Origin of the sequence: Lelliottia sp. SL45 (genome assembly GCF_026672535.1) — a bacterium.
In the GTDB taxonomy this organism is placed as follows: Bacteria; Pseudomonadota; Gammaproteobacteria; order Enterobacterales; family Enterobacteriaceae; genus Enterobacter; species Enterobacter nimipressuralis.
Map to the genome: position 1 here is coordinate 656,699 of NZ_JAPPRH010000003.1, position 16,220 is coordinate 672,918.

A 16,220-nucleotide genomic window follows, 5' to 3' on the forward strand; every position below is an offset into this window, starting at 1 on the left:
TGTAAACGGTGAGGTGGATATGTTTATACTCGAAACGTTGAATTTCGTTGTTGATATTTTAAAAGTACCCTCAGTGCTGGTGGGATTAATTGCCTTAATTGGACTGGTGGCCCAGAAAAAGCCGTTTTCGGATGTGGTGAAAGGCACCATTAAAACCATTCTCGGTTTTATTGTTTTGGGCGGCGGCGCCACGGTGCTGGTCGGCTCCTTAAATCCCTTAGGGGGAATGTTTGAACACGCTTTTAATATTCAGGGCATTATTCCGAATAACGAAGCCATTGTATCCATTGCGCTGGAGAAATATGGCGCATCTACGGCGCTGATTATGGCCTTCGGGATGGTAGCGAATATTATTGTCGCTCGCTTTACCCGACTGAAGTACATCTTCCTGACCGGGCACCACACGTTCTACATGGCCTGCATGATCGGCGTGATCCTGACCGTCGCCGGGTTTGAGGGGATCGGCCTGGTCTTTACCGGCTCGCTGATTCTCGGTCTGGTCATGGCGTTCTTCCCGGCGCTGGCGCAACGCTACATGAAGCGCATCACCGGTAATGACGATATCGCATTTGGCCACTTCGGTACGCTGGGCTACGTTCTTTCCGGCTGGATCGGCAGCAAATGCGGGAAAGGCTCGCGCTCAACGGAAGAGATGAATCTGCCAAAGAACCTCAGCTTCCTGCGCGACAGCTCAATCTCTATCTCGCTGACCATGATGATCATTTACCTGATTATGGCCGTCAGCGCCGGACGTGAGTATGTCGAAGCGACCTTCAGCGGCGGTCAAAACTACCTGGTTTACGCAATTATCATGGCGATCACCTTCGCGGCGGGGGTGTTCATCATCCTGCAGGGCGTGCGTTTGATTCTGGCGGAGATTGTCCCGGCCTTTACCGGCTTTTCCGAAAAACTGGTCCCGAACGCGCGTCCGGCCCTCGACTGCCCGGTGGTCTATCCCTATGCGCCCAACGCCGTGCTAATCGGTTTCCTGTTCAGCTTCCTTGGCGGTCTGGTCGGTCTGTTCCTGTGTGGGCAGTTTAGCTGGGTGCTGATCCTGCCGGGTGTGGTTCCTCACTTCTTCACCGGTGCCACTGCCGGGGTGTTCGGGAATGCTACGGGCGGGCGTCGCGGTGCGATGATTGGGGCCTTCGCCAACGGCCTGCTGATTACCTTCCTGCCAGTGATGTTGCTGCCGGTGCTGGGGGCGATTGGTTTCGCTAACACCACTTTCTCAGACGCCGATTTTGGCGCAGTGGGCATCGTGCTGGGCAATCTGGCGCGCTACCTGTCTCCGTTCGCCATTACCGGTCTCGTCGTTGCGCTGTTCGCCGCGCTGGTGGCCTACAACGTGTTCGCTAAAAACAACTCTGCGGGCGGTAACGCGCAGGAAAACACCGGAGCTAAATCATGAATGTGAAAGAAGTCACCCGACTGGCGCATGAGATCCGCCTGGAAACGCTCAAATCCTTAACGCAGCTGGGGTTCGGTCATTACGGCGGCAGTATGTCGGTGGTGGAAACGCTGGCGGTGCTGTACGGCGCGGTGATGAAAATCGACCCGGCCGATCCCGACTGGCCAGAGCGCGATTACTTCGTGCTCTCCAAGGGGCACGCTGGCCCGGCGCTTTACAGCACGCTGGCGATCAAAGGCTATTTCCCGGTGGAAGAACTGAGCACGCTGAACCAGAACGGCACGCGTTTGCCGAGCCACCCGGATCGCCTGAAAACGCGCGGCGTGGATGCCACTACCGGTTCGCTGGGGCAGGGAATTTCAATCGCCGGCGGGATGGCCCTGTCGCATAAGCTGGCGGGGCGTCCTAACCGGGTGTTCAGTATCGTCGGTGACGGCGAGCTAAACGAGGGGCAGTGCTGGGAAGCCTTCCAGTTTATCGCCCACCACCGGCTGACCAATCTGACCATCTTTGTCGACTGGAACAAACAGCAGCTCGACGGCGAGCTGGATGAGATCATCTGTGCGTTCGATCTCGAAGGGAAGTTCCGCGCCTTTGGCTTTGACGTGGTGACGGTCAAGGGGGACGACGTGGCCGGACTGCTGGAGGCGGTTTCACTGCCGCCTGCCGCCGGTGCCCGCCCGCTGGTGGTGATCCTCGACAGCATCAAAGGGCAGGGCGTGCCGTATCTGGAGCAGCTAAGCAACTCCCACCACCTGCGACTGACGGATGACGTCAAAGCCGCGCTGAATGAGACGATTCGCCAACTGGAGGCCGCACATGATTAAGGTTGCACCCGCAGGACAAAAAGATGCCATCGAGATGCGTAAAGTCTATGCCGGTTTCGTGGCAAACCAGATTGAAGCCGGAAGTGAGATTATCGCTCTCGAAGCGGATCTGATGAGCTCAATGGCAATGGATGGCGTGGCACGGGATTACCCGCAGCATGTGATTAACTGCGGCATTATGGAAGCCAACGTCATCGGTACGGCCGCCGGCTTGTCACTCACCGGGCGCAAACCCTTTGTGCATACGTTTACGGCCTTTGCCAGCCGCCGCTGCTTTGACCAGCTTTTTATGTCGCTGGATTATCAGCGCAATAACGTCAAAGTCATTGCCTCGGATGCGGGGGTCACGGCCTGTCACAACGGCGGCACCCATATGTCGTTTGAGGATATGGGGATCGTGCGCGGCCTGGCGCATTCGGTGGTGCTGGAGGTGACCGATGCGGTGATGTTCGAAGATGTGCTGCGCCAGCTGATCGATCTCGAGGGTTTCTACTGGGTGCGTACGATTCGTAAGCAGGCACCAAGCGTCTATGCACCGGGTTCGACCTTTACCATTGGCAAAGGTAACGTCTTGCGTGAGGGGAGCGATATCACGCCTGATTGCAAACGGCATCATGGTGGCGGAAGCGCTGGAAGCGGCCCGTCAGCTCGAGCAGGAGGGGGTCAGCGCGGCGGTAATCGACATGTTTACCCTGAAACCTATCGACCGGATGCTGGTGAAAAACTACGCCGAGAAAACCGGGCGGATTGTGACCTGTGAAAACCACAGTATTCACAACGGGCTGGGGTCTGCGGTGGCGGAAGTGCTGGTGGAAACCTGTCCGGTCCCGATGCGTCGTGTCGGCGTGAAAGAGCGTTATGGTCAAGTGGGAACGCAGGACTTCCTGCAGAAAGAGTATGGCCTGACGGCACACGATATTGTCTCGGCGGCGCGAGAGCTGCTGTAATTAAAAAAGGCGACCAGAGGGTCGCCTTTTTGTTGCCCGGTGGTGCAAACGCTTACCGGACTTACGGAACGTTCAGAACATTACTGCTGTTGCTGGGAAGACTGAATCGCGGTCAGAGCGATGGTGTAGACGATATCGTCAACCAGCGCGCCACGGGACAGGTCGTTCACCGGCTTGCGCATACCCTGCAGCATCGGCCCGATGGAGATCAGGTCGGCAGAACGCTGTACCGCTTTGTAGGTGGTGTTACCGGTGTTCAGATCCGGGAAGATGAACACGGTCGCGCGACCTGCAACCGGAGAGTTCGGTGCTTTGGATTTCGCAACGTCAGCCATCACGGCGGCGTCGTACTGCAGCGGGCCATCGATCATCAGGTCAGGACGTTTTTCCTGCGCCAGACGCGTCGCTTCACGCACTTTCTCTACGTCGCTACCTGCACCAGAGGTGCCGGTGGAGTAGGAGAGCATCGCAACGCGCGGTTCGATACCGAAGGCAATTGCGGAGTCCGCAGACTGGATAGCAATCTCAGCCAGCTGTTCTGCTGTTGGGTCTGGGTTGATCGCACAGTCACCGTAAACATAAACTTGTTCAGGCAGCAGCATGAAGAACACAGAAGAGACCAGCGAGCTACCTGGTGCCGTTTTGATCAGCTGCAGCGGTGGACGGATGGTGTTCGCGGTGGTGTGAACTGCACCAGAAACCAGACCGTCAACTTCGTCCTGCTCCAGCATCAGGGTACCCAGTACCACATTGTCTTCCAGCTGTTCGCGCGCAACGGCTTCGGTCATGCCTTTGCTCTTACGCAGCTCAACCAGACGGGCAACATAGCTCTCGCGAACCACTTCTGGATCGACGATTTCGATACCTGAACCCAGCTCAACGCCCTGAGACGCTGCAACGCGGGTGATTTCATCTGGGTTACCCAGCAGCACGCAGGTCGCGATGCCGCGCTCTGCACAGATAGCAGCCGCTTTAACGGTACGCGGTTCATCGCCTTCTGGCAGAACAACGCGTTTACCGGCTTTACGCGCCAGCTCGGTCAGCTGGTAGCGGAATGCTGGTGGAGACAGACGACGGCTACGCTCGGAGGTCGCGGTCAGAGACTCAACCCAATCAGCGTTGATGTAGCTTGCAACGTATTCCTGAACTTTCTCGATACGCTCATGGTCATCAACCGGGACTTCGAGGTTGAAGCTCTGCAGGCTCAGAGAGGTCTGCCAGGTGTTGGTGTTCACCATGAACACTGGCAGGCCGGTGGCAAACGCACGTTCGCACAGCTTACTTACGCGTGGGTCCATTTCGTATGCGCCGGTCAGCAGGATCGCACCGATCTCAACGCCGTTCATCGCAGCCAGACAGGCAGCAACCAGCACGTCAGGACGGTCAGCGGAGGTCACCAGCAGGGAACCTGCACGGAAATGTTCCAGCATGTGCGGAATGCTACGTGCACAGAAGGTCACAGATTTCACGCGGCGGGTATTGATGTCGCCTTCGTTAACCACGGTCGCATTCAGGTGACGCGCCATGTCGATCGCACGGGTAGCGATCAGATCGAAGCTCCATGGCACCGCGCCCAGCACTGGCAGCGGGCTGCTTGCGCTCAGCTGAGCAGGGTCTACTTTCACGATCTTCGCTTTGGAAGAGTCGTCGAAAATTTCAGACAGGTCAGGGCGAGTACGGCCTTGTTCATCAACCGGTGCGTTCAGTTTGTTAACGATAACGCCGGTGATATTGCTGTTTTTCGCGCCGCCGAAGCTGCTGCGAGTCAGCTCAATGCGCTCGTTCAGCTGTTCCGGGGTATCGGTACCCTGGGACATCACGAACACGATTTCAGCGTTCAGGGTTTTGGCGATTTCGTAGTTCAGAGACTGAGCAAACTGATGTTTGCGCGTCGGAACCAGACCTTCAACCAGAACCACTTCCGCGTCCTTCGCGTTCGCGTGGTAGTTAGCGATGATCTCTTCCATCAGCACATCGGACTGATTGCTGGAGAGCAGAGACTCAACGTGGCTCATTTTCAGCGGTTCAGCCGCTGGCAGACCGGAATTCGCACGCACGATGGCGGTGGTCTGGTCTGGCGCATCGCCACCAGCACGAGGCTGGGCGATAGGCTTAAAGACGCTCAGGCGAACGCCTTTGCGTTCCATAGCACGGATAACGCCAAGGCTGACGCTGGTCAGGCCGACGCTGGTTCCGGTAGGGATCAGCATAATAGTACGGGACACGGTTTATCCTCTTTTGGTTACCGCCGCAGTGGGCGGGGTACAAAACAGCACCGCCAGCATTGCTGGCGGTGTGGAATCAGGCAGTCAGACGGTTCGCGTCTTGCGCGATGACCAGCTCTTCGTTGGTTGGGATAACCAGAGCCGGGCGGGTGCCTTCTTTGTTGATGAAGCCAGACTTGCCGAAACGGGCAGCCAGGTTACGTTCGTGATCAACATCGAAGCCCAGAACGCCCAGTTTGCCCAGGGACAGTTCACGAACCATTGCCGCGTTCTCACCGATACCACCGGTGAAGATAACCGCATCCAGACGACCATCCATCAGTGCAGTGTAAGAACCGATGTATTTCGCCAGACGGTGGCAGTAAACGTCCATTGCACGTTTAGCGTCAGCTTTGGTGGTGTAGTTGTCTTCAACGTAACGGCAGTCGCTGGTGACTTCGGTCAGACCCAGCAGGCCAGACTCTTTGGTCAGCATTTTGTTGATTGCATCAACGCTCATGCCCAGGGTGTCGTGCAGGTGGAAGATGATCGCCGGGTCGATGTCACCGGAACGTGTACCCATCACCAGACCTTCCAGTGGGGTCAGACCCATAGAAGTATCAACACACTCGCCGTTGCGGATAGCAGAAACAGAACCACCGTTGCCCAGGTGGCAAGTGATGATGTTCAGCTCTTCAACAGGTTTGTTCAGAATCTTGGCCGCTTCCTGAGTAACATAGAAGTGGCTGGTGCCGTGTGCGCCGTAACGACGAACGCCGTGCTCTTTGTACAGGCTGTACGGCAGGGCATAGAGGTAAGACTCTTCTGGCATGGTCTGATGGAACGCGGTGTCGAAGACAGCGACGTTTTTGTCTTTCAGATTCGGGAAGGATTTCAGCGCTTCCGCGATGCCGATCAGGTGTGCAGGGTTGTGCAGCGGTGCAAAAGAGGCTGCGTCTTTGATACCCTGAATAACGGAATCGTCGATCACTACAGAGCCGGTGTACTTCTCGCCGCCGTGAACAACACGGTGGCCGATCGCAGTCAGCTGAGCAGACAGTTCTGGTTTTTGTGCCAGAATAGTGTTAACGATAAAGTTCAGCGCTTCACTGTGAGCGGCGCCTGCACCTAAAGCCGCTTCTTGTTTGCTGCCGTCCATTTTCCATTTCAGACGTGCTTCAGGAAGATGGAAACATTCGGCCAAACCAGAGAGGTACTCTTCACCGTTGAGCGCATCGATGATGGCGAATTTCAGTGAGGAGCTACCGCAGTTCAGAACCAGTACTAACTTACTCGACATGGAAGTACCTATTATTGATACGTGGCTAAAAAAACGTCAGTGAGTCTCGTAGCGTAGCGCAAGATGACCCAGACATTTATGATTAACATCATGCCAAACGAACTTTCTGGCATGATGAAAGAAATCCATATGATTTTATGCCATTTTGAACGATTTTCAGACAATGGCATAATATGCGATAATTTGACGAGTTAACGATTCTCGTCTAAGGCCCAATCAGGCTGGCACAGAATACCCGATACTGGGTAGCGATGACAAAATATTTTGAACGTTGTCATGGCTTGTTGTGGATTTGCACGAAAATTTTAATTTTTATATGTGAAGTTGAGGTACAGCCATGTCGACACCTGAGAACCCCTCCGTGAGCTTCTTGAGTCTGTTTCGTCGGGGCCAGCATTACGCAAAGACGTGGCCCCTGGAGAAGCGCCTTGCGCCGGTGTTTGTAGATAACCGCGTTATCCGCATCACCCGCTATGCGATCCGTTTTATGCCGCCGATTGCCGTCTTTACCCTGTGCTGGCAAATCGCGCTGGGTGGTCAGCTTGGCCCGGCAGTGGCAACCGCGCTGTTTGCGCTCAGTCTCCCGATGCAGGGATTGTGGTGGTTGGGTAAACGTTCTGTCACGCCGCTGCCACCTACTATTTTACACTGGTTTTATGAAGTGCGCGGGAAACTTCAGGAAGCAGGCCAGGCGCTAGCCCCGGTTGAAGGCAAACCGGATTATCAGGCGCTGGCGGATACGCTCAAGCGGGCTTTCAAGCAACTTGATAAAACATTCCTTGATGACTTGTGATTGATCATCGAAACGGTCACGAAAAGAAGGCACAGTAACCACCAGTTACCGTGTCTTTTTTTTTAGTGCAACGCGCAACAGGAGTCGAAAGATGGAAATGACCAATGCTCAACGTCTGATTTTGTCCAATCAGTACAAGATGATGACTATGCTTGATCCCGACAACGCGGAGCGCTATCGCCGCCTGCAGACTATCGTTGAACGTGGCTTCGGCTTGCAGATGCGCGAGCTGGACCGCGAGTTTGGCGAGCTGAAGGAAGAGACGTGCCGCACCGTCATCGACATTATGGAGATGTACCACGCGCTGCATGTTTCCTGGACCAATCTGAAAGATGCTCAAACCATTGATGAGCGTCGCGTGACATTCCTCGGTTTTGACGTGGCGACCGAATCGCGTTATCTGAGCTATGTTCGCTTCATGGTCAACACCGAAGGGCGTTACACCCATTTTGATGCGGGTACTCATGGCTTCAATTCCCAGACGCCGATGTGGGAAAAATATCAGCGTATGTTAAGCGCGTGGCACGCCTGCCCGCGTCAGTACCATTTAAGCAGTAACGAAATTCAGCAAATTATCAATGCCTGAGGGGGTGAGTGTGCAGTGTAAAGGTTTTCTGTTTGATCTGGACGGTACGCTGGTGGATTCGCTGCCGGTAGTCGAGCGCTCGTGGTGCCATTGGGCCGACAGGCATGGCATTGACCATCAGGACGTATTGAATTTCATCCATGGCAAACAGGCCATTACCTCTTTACGTCACTTCTTGCCCGGACGAACCGAAGAAGAGATTCAGGCGGAGTTCAAGTATCTGGAGCAGATCGAAGCAACAGATGTTGAAGGGATTGTCGCTTTGCCGGGCGCGCTTGAGCTGCTCAATCATCTTGAAGAAGCGCAGATCCCCTGGGCTATCGTGACCTCAGGTTCGATTCCCGTCGCGCACGCCCGCCATAAGGCTGCCGGTCTGCCGACGCCTGAAGTGTTCGTCACCGCCGAACGCGTGAAGCGCGGGAAACCGGAACCGGACGCCTTCTTATTAGGCGCGGAATTGCTGGGCATCCATCCGGCCGAGTGCGTCGTGGTGGAAGATGCCGCCGCCGGTGTGCTGGCCGGGCTGAACGCCGGTAGCCATGTGGTTGCCGTGAATGTGCCCGCCGGTTCGCCCCGGCTCGACGAGGTCGACTTTGTGCTCACGTCGCTTGCTGCGCTGTCCGTTCACAAGGGCGCAGACGGAAATGTTACCGTCTCCTTAAAAATGTAATCCCATGATTTGGCCCCACATTGTTGGGGCCTTTTTATGGCAAAATTCCACTCCCTTTCCCTGACAAGGACATGTTGTGAACGGTGAACTGATTTGGGTGCTCAGCCTGCTTGCTATCGCCATCATTCTCTTTGCAACCGGCAAAGTGCGCATGGACGCCGTCGCTTTACTGGTTATCGTCGCGTTTGTTCTGAGCGGCACCTTAACGCTCCCGGAAGCCTTCTCGGGTTTTAGCGATCCCAACGTTATTTTGATTGCCGCGCTGTTTATCATCGGTGACGGACTGGTGCGCACCGGCGTCGCCACGGTGATGGGCGCCTGGCTGGTGAAAGTGGCGGGCAGCAGCGAAACCAAAATGCTCATCTACCTGATGCTGACGGTCGCCGGACTGGGTGCCTTTATGAGCTCCACCGGCGTGGTTGCAATCTTTATTCCGGTGGTATTAAGCGTCTCCATGCGCATGCAGACCTCACCGTCGCGACTGATGATGCCGCTGAGTTTTGCCGGGCTGATTAGCGGCATGATGACTCTGGTCGCCACGCCACCGAACCTGGTGGTTAACAGTGAACTGCTACGCGAAGGCTATGCCGGGTTTAGTTTCTTCAGCGTGACGCCGATTGGCCTGGTGGTGCTGGTGCTCGGGGTGGTTTATATGCTCCTGACCCGCTTTGCCCTGAAGGGCGATAACCAGCATAAACACCGCGATGGCTGGCGCAGACGCACCTTCCGCGATCTGATCAAAGAGTATCGTCTTACCGGTCGGGCGCGTCGTCTGGCGATTCGCCCCGGTTCGCCGCTGATTGGTCAGCGTCTTGACGATCTCAAGCTGCGCGAGCGCTACGGCGCGAATATCATCGGGGTCGAGCGCTGGCGCCGGTTCCGTCGCGTGATTGTAAATGTGAACGGGGTATCTGAGTTTCGTGCCCGCGATGTTCTGCTGATTGATATGTCGACGGCGGACGTCGATTTACGTGAGTTCTGCACCGAGCAACTGCTGGAGCCAATGGTGCTTCGTGGTGAGTATTTCTCCGACCAGGCGCTGGACGTGGGAATGGCAGAAGTCTCTCTTATCCCCGAATCGGAATTGCTGGGTAAAACCGTCCGTGAGATAGGGTTTCGAACCCGCTACGGGCTGAATGTGGTTGGCCTGAAACGTGACGGGGTGGCGATGGAAGGGGCGGTAGTGGATGAGCCGCTGCAGCTGGGCGATATCTTCCTGGTGGTCGGCAACTGGAAACTGATCAGCCAGCTTGGTCAAAAAGGGCGTGATTTTGTGGTGCTCAATATGCCCATCGAAGAGAGCGATGCGTCACCGGCCCACAGCCAGGCGCCGCATGCCATTTTCTGTCTGGTGCTGATGGTCGCACTGATGCTCACGGACGAAATTCCGAATCCGATCGCGGCCATTATTGCCTGTCTGCTGATGGGGAAATTCCGCTGCATCGACGCGGAAAGTGCCTATAAAGCCATTCACTGGCCGAGCATTATTCTGATCGTCGGGATGATGCCGTTTGCTCTGGCGCTGCAAAAAACGGGTGGCGTGGATCTGGTGGTGAAAGGGCTGATGGACGTCGGCGGGGGATACGGCCCGTACATGATGCTGATTTGTCTGTTTGTCATGTGCGCCACCATCGGGCTGTTTATCTCCAATACCGCGACGGCGGTGCTGATGGCGCCGATTGCGCTGGCGATGGCTAAATCGATGGGGGTGTCGCCGTATCCGTTTGCGATGATGGTCGCAATGGCCGCGTCGGCGGCGTTTATGACGCCTGTTTCGTCACCAGTGAATACGCTGGTGCTGGGACCGGGAAACTATAAATTCAGCGATTTCGTGAAGCTCGGCGTGCCGTTCACTATCCTGGTAATGCTGGTGTGCGTGGTGTTGATTCCGGTGCTGTTCCCGTTCTGACCACTTTACGCCGGGCGGCGGCTTCGCCTGACCCGGCTGCATTTGTGTATCAGCTGTACACCTGGCAAAGGCTTACAGCGGCGAATCCTGACTGATTTCATCCAGCGACAGATGGAAGCTCGGCACGAACACCTCCATGAAATAATCCATCTCTTCGCTGCGACGCGATTCGAGGGTTTTTTCCAGCCGCGTTTTCGCCAGTAAAAACTCATTATTACCAGCGGAGAGTTCTTCCAGACACTTGAGATAGGCGCACAGGGCATCCGCCTGTTTCACCAGCAATCTTTCCTCTTCCGTGCACTGGTGTTCGTCGATAAGCGGCGCAAAAATATCTCGCAGTTCTTCCGGCACCATATCCACCAGTTTCTGCTGGGCGATCTTCTCGATGGCCTTATATTCCTGCGCAATCTGCGAGTTGAAATATTTAACCGGTGTCGGTAAATCCCCGGTCAGAACTTCAGAGGCGTCGTGATACATCGCCAGCAGCGCGATGCGCTCGGGGTTCACCTGCCCGTTGAATTTACGGTTTTTGATAGCGGCCAGCGCGTGCGCGACCATAGCGACCTGCAAACTGTGTTCAGACACGTTCTCTGTGCGCACGTTGCGCATCAGCGGCCAGCGGTTGATTAACTTCAGGCGGGAGAGATGGGCAAAAAAATGACTCTGACTCATAGATAACCTTTTGTCTTGCACTGCGACAGATTTCATTGTGCGGCGAGGGGAGGCAAGATGCAAATCAGGCTGCCCGTGGCAGCCTGATGGAGGTTTACTGATGATAACCGGAGAGGAAGCGTCCGAACCGGCTAATCGCCATTTCGAGGTCGTCTTCGCGCGGCAGGGTGACGATACGGACGTGGTCCGGCCACGGCCAGTTAAACGCGGTTCCCTGCACCAGCAGCACTTTTTCCTGTAACAGGAAGTCGAGCACCATTTTCTGGTCATCGTGAATATTGAAACGTTTAATATCGATTTTCGGGAACATATATAGCGCGCCGTTCGGCTTCACGCAGGAGACGCCAGGAATATCGTTAATCAACTCCCACGCGCGGTTACGTTGCTCATACAGACGCCCGCCGGGTACGATAAATTCGCTGATGCTCTGATAACCGCCGAGCGCTGTCTGAATGGCGTGTTGCGCCGGAACGTTAGCACACAGGCGCATCGAGGCGAGCATTTCCAGCCCTTCGATATAGCCTTTGGCGTGTTTTTTCGGGCCGTTCAGAACCATCCAGCCCTGACGGAAACCGGCAACGCGGTAGGTTTTCGACAGGCCGTTAAAGGTGACGGTCAGCAGATCCGGAGCCAGCGTAGCAATAGAGTGGTGTTGCGCCGCATCGTACAGAATCTTGTCGTAAATCTCATCGGCAAAGATAATCAGGTTGTGCTGACGGGCGATCTCAACGATCTCCATCAACAGCTCTTTGGAATAGACGGCACCCGTTGGGTTGTTCGGGTTGATAATCACAATACCGCGCGTGCGCGGGGTGATTTTGGCGCGGATATCGTCGAGATCCGGGAACCAGTCGGACGATTCATCGCACAGATAGTGCACCGCTTTGCCGCTGGAAAGGGAAACGGCCGCTGTCCACAGCGGATAGTCCGGCGCAGGCACCAGCATTTCATCGCCGCTGTTAAGCAGAGCCTGCATCGCCTGGACGATCAGTTCAGAAACGCCGTTACCAATATAGATATCTTCAACGGTGACATCGCGCATCCCACGGGCCTGATAGTGCTGCATGATGGCCTTACGGGCGGAATAGAGTCCTTTTGAATCACAGTAGCCTTGCGCTGTCGGCAGGTTACGGATCACATCAACGAGGATTTCATCCGGCGCGTCAAAGCCAAAGGGCGCGGGGTTACCAATGTTGAGTTTCAGGACTTTGTTGCCTTCCTCTTCAAGGCGCTTAGCCTCTTTAAGAACCGGACCGCGGATGTCGTAACAGACGTTATCTAATTTGCTGGATTTTTCGATAGGGGACATGAATCGTTGACCTTTTAGCTGTTATTGCCACTCCCTGCCGTGGAAGTCAGCACGGAACAATGTACTCCCACCGCGCTGCGTTTTGAAGGGTGTACAGAAGAAGATTTTGCTGGGATGCGAAAATAAGAGGTAATCTTTTTAGCTATCAGAAAGGGAATTTGGTCGTGTAAAGCATTGCTTTGAGAGGTAAGTGCAGTTTATTATCTCGCACCATGTGGTTTTTAATGTATTTTACCCTGCTTAAAACCGCTGTACGACAGAGAAACGATGAGATCGCAATGATTTCTCCCGGTGACCTTTCGTAAAACCGGAATGCTTCTTAATATCTTTGGTGAATGATGGATTCGGCCAGAGGTTGCGCGTGTGAAAATATTGTTAAGCAATATTAATGGATAAACCTAATCTACATTAATGTTTATTTATTAATGATGCCTAAATCTTAACTTTCGTTAATTTTAATAAAATTAGTTTAGCCGTTAATCAACATGGATTAATCAGTAATGGTGTAATAATACTTATAAATAAAGTGGATTTGGGTTAAGATGTTGTCTCAGGAAAAGAGAGGAATGTTTACATTACTGTGTATTTTGCCTCGATTTTTCTGAATTAGTTGATTGTTATTGTTAGAATTATCTCTACTATACTGGATAGGCAACACCTTTACTGCTGTGCCCGTGTTGCGAGTAAAAGAGTGATGATGAGTAAGTTCTTTAATGGAATTTACTGAAATCAGCAAAATCTAAAAATATCCTGAACATTTAAGAGAATAAAAATATCGTCATGGAACGTTGTTTCTGACTTCTGCTATACACCAGCCAATAACTATCTGTCAGGTAGTCTGCCGGTCGGCAGCTCCGCACGAGCAACTTGTAAGTGAATAGATATGATAAATGCAAATCGTCCGATACTAAATCTCGATCTCGATCTGCTGAGAACGTTTGTTGCGGTCGCTGATCTCAACACCTTTGCAGCCGCTGCTGCCGCTGTCTGCCGTACGCAATCGGCGGTCAGCCAACAGATGCAGCGACTGGAGCAACTGGTGGGCAAAGAACTCTTTGCACGCCACGGTCGTAATAAACTGTTAACTGAGCACGGGATCCAGTTACTGGGTTACGCCAGGAAGATTTTACGCTTCAACGATGAAGCATGTATGTCATTAATGTTTAGCAATCTTCAGGGCGTTTTAACGTTAGGCGCTTCTGATGAATCTGCTGATACGATATTGCCGTTTTTACTTAATCGGATCAGTTCGGTTTATCCGAAGCTTGCGCTGGATGTCAGCGTAAAACGAAATGCCTTCATGATTGATATGCTTAAAGACCATGAAGTTGATCTGGTTGTTACCACGCACTGTCCTGGACAATTTGATTGTCTGACATTACGAACGTCGCCAACGCACTGGTATTGCGCGGCAGAATATGTGCTGCAAAAAGGCGAGCCTATTCCGCTGGTATTGCTGGACGATCCTAGTCCGTTCCGCGATATGGTGTTGTCGGCTCTGAATGAAGCGAATATTCCGTGGCGTTTAGCGTACGTGGCTTCCACATTACCTGCAGTGCGTGCCGCCGTTAAAGCCGGACTTGGTGTGACCGCTCGCCCTGTTGAGATGATGAGCCCGGATTTACGCGTCTTAGGTAAATCTAATGGTTTACCTGCGCTGCCGGACACGGAATATCTGCTTTGCCATAACTCATCCAGCAACAACGAGCTGGCAAAAATCGTGTTTGAAGCGATGGTGAACTACCACAACCCATGGCAATTCGAGAATGTTACTCCCGAAGGGGGGGGCGATTCCCTGGTGGTTGAAGGGGATTTTGAGTGATCCCGATCCGATAATTGTCGTAACAATTTGTAAGTGTAAAAAAGAACCACTCGTGCGGTATTTCCGCAGAGTGGTTTTTTTTTGACAACAATAGCGCCATACTCTTTGAGGTTATTGTAAATAAGTCTTAATTATCATCGCGATGTATGGTTCTGCTCGATTTTTGAACGTAATGCGTTTTGTTATCTTCTCTGCGGCACTGATGTTAAAAAACCAGCAAAAATGTTGCCGTTTTTTTGATTGGATTAACAAAAGCGTGTCTCAGATCAAGAAAATACTCCCATTTGGGGGGAGGAATCAGCAGCAAATCCTGTCAAAATAGGAGGGTAATATTTCTTTTACTTCAAAACGGACACGATTCAACAGCATGCAGTTGACGTAAAGTCATCGACCCACCAGGGTTAAAGGGCATGAAATGTTAATGAGAATCGATCTATGTGATTTAATGTGAAGAAACCTTTGTTAAAGTTGACAAAAGGTTATAGAAAGGAGTAAAAAACCACATCATTTTGCTGTCTATGTCTCATTTCTGACAGTCGGTGTAAGGTTATTTGTTCCTCCCCATGAATCGATGTGATGTCCATCTGCCAGCAAGAGCAGAGCTGTAGATATCACTTTTGATGAGTAAGCAATGAGTATGTCAACATCCACAGAAGTCGTCGCTCATCACTGGGCATTCGCAATCTTTCTTATTGTTGCCATTGGCCTGTGCTGCCTGATGTTAATCGGCGGCTGGTTCCTGGGCGGTCGCGCCCGCGCAAGGCACAAAAACACCCCATTTGAATCGGGTATCGATTCGGTAGGTACTGCTCGCTTACGCTTGTCCGCCAAGTTCTATCTGGTGGCCATGTTCTTCGTCATTTTCGACGTTGAAGCGCTCTACCTGTTCGCATGGTCAACGTCAATCCGCGAAAGTGGATGGACTGGCTTTGTCGAAGCCGCAATTTTCATTTTAGTGCTACTGGCCGGTCTGGTGTACCTGGTGCGCATCGGCGCGCTGGACTGGACACCTGTGCGTTCACGCCGTGAACTGGTTAATCCGGAAAACAGTAACTCTAATCGTCAGCAGTAACAGCGAGGCAATAAGATGGATTATACGCTCACCCGCATAGATCCTAACGGTGAGAATGACCGTTACCCCCTGCAAAAACAGGAGATCGTAACCGACCCCCTGGAGCAAGAAGTCAACAAAAGCGTGTACATGGGCAAACTCGAACATGCCATGCACGATATGGTCAACTGGGGTCGTAAGAACTCCATCTGGCCATACAACTTTGGTCTTTCTTGCTGCTACGTTGAAATGGTGACGTCATTCACTGCGGTGCATGACGTTGCGCGTTTTGGTGCCGAGGTACTGCGTGCTTCCCCTCGTCAGGCTGACCTGATGGTGGTGGCCGGAACCTGCTTCACCAAAATGGCGCCAGTTATTCAGCGTCTTTATGACCAGATGCTCGAGCCGAAGTGGGTTATCTCCATGGGTGCCTGTGCAAACTCGGGTGGTATGTACGACATTTATTCCGTTGTGCAAGGCGTCGATAAGTTTATCCCGGTGGATGTTTACATCCCTGGCTGCCCGCCGCGTCCGGAAGCTTACATGCAGGCGCTGATGCTGCTGCAGGAGTCGATCGGTAAAGAACGCCGTCCGCTTTCCTGGGTCGTGGGCGACCAGGGCGTGTACCGCGCCAATATGCAGTCTGAGCGCGAGCGTAAACGCGGAGAACGTATTGCAGTCACCAATCTGCGTACGCCTGACGAAATTTAATTTGCGCC

At 53.3% G+C, this 16,220-nt stretch carries 13 protein-coding genes and 1 pseudogene; 10 read left to right on the plus strand and 4 right to left on the minus strand.

What is annotated here, in order from left to right:
* Positions 1-19: 19 nt before the first annotated feature.
* The 3 genes and pseudogenes from OVA10_RS09090 (at position 20) to OVA10_RS09100 (ending at position 3,185) form a co-directional block, all read left to right on the plus strand.
* Entirely contained in the window at positions 20-1,411 is a 1,392-nt protein-coding gene (locus OVA10_RS09090; protein ID WP_107703186.1) for a PTS ascorbate transporter subunit IIC, read from the plus strand.
* Positions 1,408-2,238: a transketolase gene (locus OVA10_RS09095; protein WP_268195810.1), complete on the plus strand. Its 831-nt coding sequence runs from the start codon at positions 1,408-1,410 to the stop codon at positions 2,236-2,238. Before OVA10_RS09090 ends, OVA10_RS09095 begins: the two co-directional genes overlap by 4 nt.
* Positions 2,231-3,185 (plus strand): annotated as a pseudogene (locus tag OVA10_RS09100) (transketolase family protein). The gene OVA10_RS09095 and the pseudogene OVA10_RS09100 overlap by 8 nt, the downstream one beginning before the upstream one ends.
* Before the next feature lie 80 nt (positions 3,186-3,265).
* Here the strand turns inward: OVA10_RS09100 and pta are convergent.
* On the minus strand, positions 3,266-5,410 hold the full coding sequence (gene pta / locus OVA10_RS09105; protein ID WP_100779443.1) for a phosphate acetyltransferase: 2,145 nt from the start codon (positions 5,408-5,410) through the stop codon (positions 3,266-3,268).
* A 76-nt stretch (positions 5,411-5,486) separates the two neighbouring features.
* Positions 5,487-6,689: an acetate kinase gene (gene ackA / locus OVA10_RS09110; RefSeq protein ID WP_100779444.1), complete on the minus strand. Its 1,203-nt coding sequence runs from the start codon at positions 6,687-6,689 to the stop codon at positions 5,487-5,489.
* A gap of 337 nt (positions 6,690-7,026) precedes the next feature.
* Between ackA and yfbV the strand changes: the two genes are divergently transcribed.
* The 4 genes from yfbV to OVA10_RS09130 all read left to right on the plus strand — a co-directional run bounded on the left by yfbV (position 7,027) and on the right by OVA10_RS09130 (position 10,647).
* On the plus strand, positions 7,027-7,482 hold the full coding sequence (gene yfbV, locus OVA10_RS09115; protein WP_100779445.1) for a terminus macrodomain insulation protein YfbV: 456 nt from the start codon (positions 7,027-7,029) through the stop codon (positions 7,480-7,482).
* A gap of 91 nt (positions 7,483-7,573) precedes the next feature.
* On the plus strand, positions 7,574-8,068 hold the full coding sequence (locus tag OVA10_RS09120; RefSeq protein ID WP_095282756.1) for a YfbU family protein: 495 nt from the start codon (positions 7,574-7,576) through the stop codon (positions 8,066-8,068).
* Between the two features lie 10 nt (positions 8,069-8,078).
* A complete protein-coding gene (locus OVA10_RS09125; RefSeq protein ID WP_100780843.1) occupies positions 8,079-8,738 on the plus strand; it encodes a sugar phosphatase in 660 nt (219 codons plus the stop codon).
* A 76-nt stretch (positions 8,739-8,814) separates the two neighbouring features.
* Positions 8,815-10,647: an SLC13 family permease gene (locus tag OVA10_RS09130; protein ID WP_123427192.1), complete on the plus strand. Its 1,833-nt coding sequence runs from the start codon at positions 8,815-8,817 to the stop codon at positions 10,645-10,647.
* 72 nt (positions 10,648-10,719) lie between these two features.
* Here the strand turns inward: OVA10_RS09130 and yfbR are convergent, their stop codons facing one another.
* Together yfbR and alaA are read right to left on the minus strand one after the other, a co-directional pair.
* Complete coding sequence (yfbR, locus tag OVA10_RS09135) at positions 10,720-11,319, minus strand: 5'-deoxynucleotidase (RefSeq protein WP_102104905.1); 600 nt, start codon at positions 11,317-11,319, stop codon at positions 10,720-10,722.
* Between the two features lie 94 nt (positions 11,320-11,413).
* Positions 11,414-12,628 carry an alanine transaminase AlaA gene (gene alaA, locus OVA10_RS09140; protein WP_100779448.1) on the minus strand — a complete coding sequence of 405 codons (1,215 nt, stop codon included), beginning with the start codon at positions 12,626-12,628 and terminating at the stop codon, positions 11,414-11,416.
* 883 nt (positions 12,629-13,511) lie between these two features.
* Here alaA and lrhA point away from each other — a divergent pair.
* From lrhA to nuoB, 3 genes are all read left to right on the plus strand, one after another.
* Complete coding sequence (lrhA, locus tag OVA10_RS09145; RefSeq protein WP_100779449.1) at positions 13,512-14,450, plus strand: transcriptional regulator LrhA; 939 nt, start codon at positions 13,512-13,514, stop codon at positions 14,448-14,450.
* A 631-nt stretch (positions 14,451-15,081) separates the two neighbouring features.
* On the plus strand, positions 15,082-15,522 hold the full coding sequence (gene nuoA, locus OVA10_RS09150; RefSeq protein ID WP_102104904.1) for an NADH-quinone oxidoreductase subunit NuoA: 441 nt from the start codon (positions 15,082-15,084) through the stop codon (positions 15,520-15,522).
* A 15-nt stretch (positions 15,523-15,537) separates the two neighbouring features.
* Positions 15,538-16,212 (plus strand): NADH-quinone oxidoreductase subunit NuoB, encoded by a 675-nt coding sequence (gene nuoB, locus OVA10_RS09155; RefSeq protein WP_003861482.1) that lies wholly within the window; start codon positions 15,538-15,540, stop codon positions 16,210-16,212.
* Positions 16,213-16,220: the final 8 nt, after the last annotated feature.